The sequence below is a fragment of the Pseudomonas sp. genome, assembly GCF_049590575.1.
Lineage (GTDB): Bacteria > Pseudomonadota > Gammaproteobacteria > Pseudomonadales > Pseudomonadaceae > Aquipseudomonas.
The window spans coordinates 1-1758 of record NZ_JBAWDE010000175.1 but is presented as its reverse complement, the minus strand read 5'-3'; the positions used below and the strand labels follow the sequence as shown (position 1 = coordinate 1758).

Genomic DNA, 1758 nt, shown 5'->3' with positions numbered 1-1758 from the left:
CCGTGGAAGACTACCACGTTGATAGGACGGATGTGTAAGCGTAGTAATACGTTGAGCTGACCGTTACTAATAGCCCGTTCGGCTTGACCATAAAATTTATTGTAGATACAAACTCTACTTACTTGTTGCCCATCAATATTCAACCTTTTTTCGTCATCTTCACTTTTGGGTGATTGTAGCGCAGGGGTCCCACCCGTTCCCATCCCGCACACGGAAGTTAAGCCCTGCAGCCCCGATGGTACTGCACGCGCGAGTGTGTGGGAGAGTAGGACGTTGCCCGATTAAACACGAAGCCCCGGTCAGAAATGGCCGGGGCTTTTTTCGGTTTTGCCGGGTGCTTGCTATTCTAAATCTTGGACCACTTTGAGGCGATGCAGTTCGATTCTGCGGCGGCGTGCTTGCGGCACCTGATGGACTCGCACCCGCAGGATGCCACCGAGCGAGTCTGGCTGCAGCAATCACCGGGTGGCCTCATCGTGCCCCATTCCGCCCCGAGATTTCTATTTCGTGGCGAGTGTGGACAATTCCCCGAAACCCGACCTAACGCGCGAAGAGCGGATACGTGGACGGTGAAAGGCAAAGCGGGCGAGCGCGTGCCCCTTTCGCCGCGAGCGCTCGTGGAGTTCAGAAGGCTAGGCGCGTGCTTGCTCCAGAGGCTCTGCCCGCCAGACTTTGACCTGTCCGCCTCCGAGGCTCTCGCGGTTCAACAGCATTACGGACTGCCAACCGTGATGCTCGATTTCACGGCGAACCCTGGCACCGCCATGGCGTTTGCGATAGGCGGGAGCAAGAACAAAAGAGATTATGGAAGAATCTGCGTCCTCCCAACAGAGTCATATCGCAAGGGCGTTATGCTAAGTGAATTAGTGGACCACAGGTGGGCTCTTCGAGCGCGCCGTCAGGAGGGGTTCGGCGTTGTTTGCTTGGATCGTCCTTCACCAGATCTAAAATCGAGGCAAGCGCAAAAGCGCTGGGGGATTCGTTGGTACCAATTTCGGATAACGGACGAGGACCGACAAATCTCTGCCGCGAGGTACAGCGCACTGATCGATACGGACGATGACCCGACGGCTGGTATTCTCCGACACCAGGTGATCGAATATGTGGAGAACTTTGGCAAAATGCCCGACGACTTGGCAGTTTGGATCGTGGACAAGATTCCAATGCTTCCTCGCGCGTATAGGCCGATCAATCTTTCGGGACACGAAGCCATAGTCGATCACGTTGCACCCAGCGAGGTCGAGTTTGATGAGGAGTTCGAGCGCGATCAGACGCTTCGGTATCTCTCGAATGCGTACCCTGATGATAGCCGCCTTCGCGTGGGTAATTGGATGCAGATAAAAGCTGGAGGCGTTGTGGCCGATCCGCGGACCCTCCAGCGGGCTAACCTGAGAACACCAGCGCCATGAAAGCACTCTCCTTCTGGAAGGCCGTCACTCTGGACAAATCCAATCTTTTGGAGGAAGTCTTCGCGTTACTGCAGGAGCACGGAGTGCGCTTCTGCGTAATCGGCGGTCAGGCTGTCAACGCCTACGTGGAGCCGCTGGTCAGCCTCGATCTCGATCTTGCAGTTGCCACCAGTCAGCTTGATCAGGTCACCATGCTCATGCGCAAACATTTTCAGGTAGCGTCGTTTCCGCACAGCCTCAACATCAGTTCTTCTGGTTCCAACCTCCGCGTGCAGTTTCAGACTGATCCGCGCTACGGCGATTTTGTCGAGCGAGCCTCCATGCGCGAAGTGCTCGGGCTCCAACTTCC

The 1758-nt window shown here is 55.9% G+C and carries 2 protein-coding genes and 2 rRNA genes; all 4 read left to right on the top strand.

Annotated elements, in window-relative coordinates; genetic code table 11:
• Positions 1-91: ribosomal RNA gene (locus tag WBR57_RS12255) — 23S ribosomal RNA — on the top strand; the annotation flags it as partial.
• A gap of 74 nt (positions 92-165) precedes the next feature.
• A 5S ribosomal RNA gene (rrf, locus tag WBR57_RS12250) occupies positions 166-282 on the top strand.
• Positions 283-371: 89 nt separating this feature from the next.
• The gene (locus WBR57_RS12245; protein ID WP_424084053.1) at positions 372-1409 is read left to right on the top strand and encodes an FRG domain-containing protein; all 1038 of its coding nucleotides are present in this window, start codon (positions 372-374) and stop codon (positions 1407-1409) included.
• Positions 1406-1758: hypothetical protein (locus WBR57_RS12240; RefSeq protein WP_424084052.1), on the top strand; the 353-nt coding region annotated here is incomplete at its 3' end. The genes WBR57_RS12245 and WBR57_RS12240, both read left to right, overlap by 4 nt.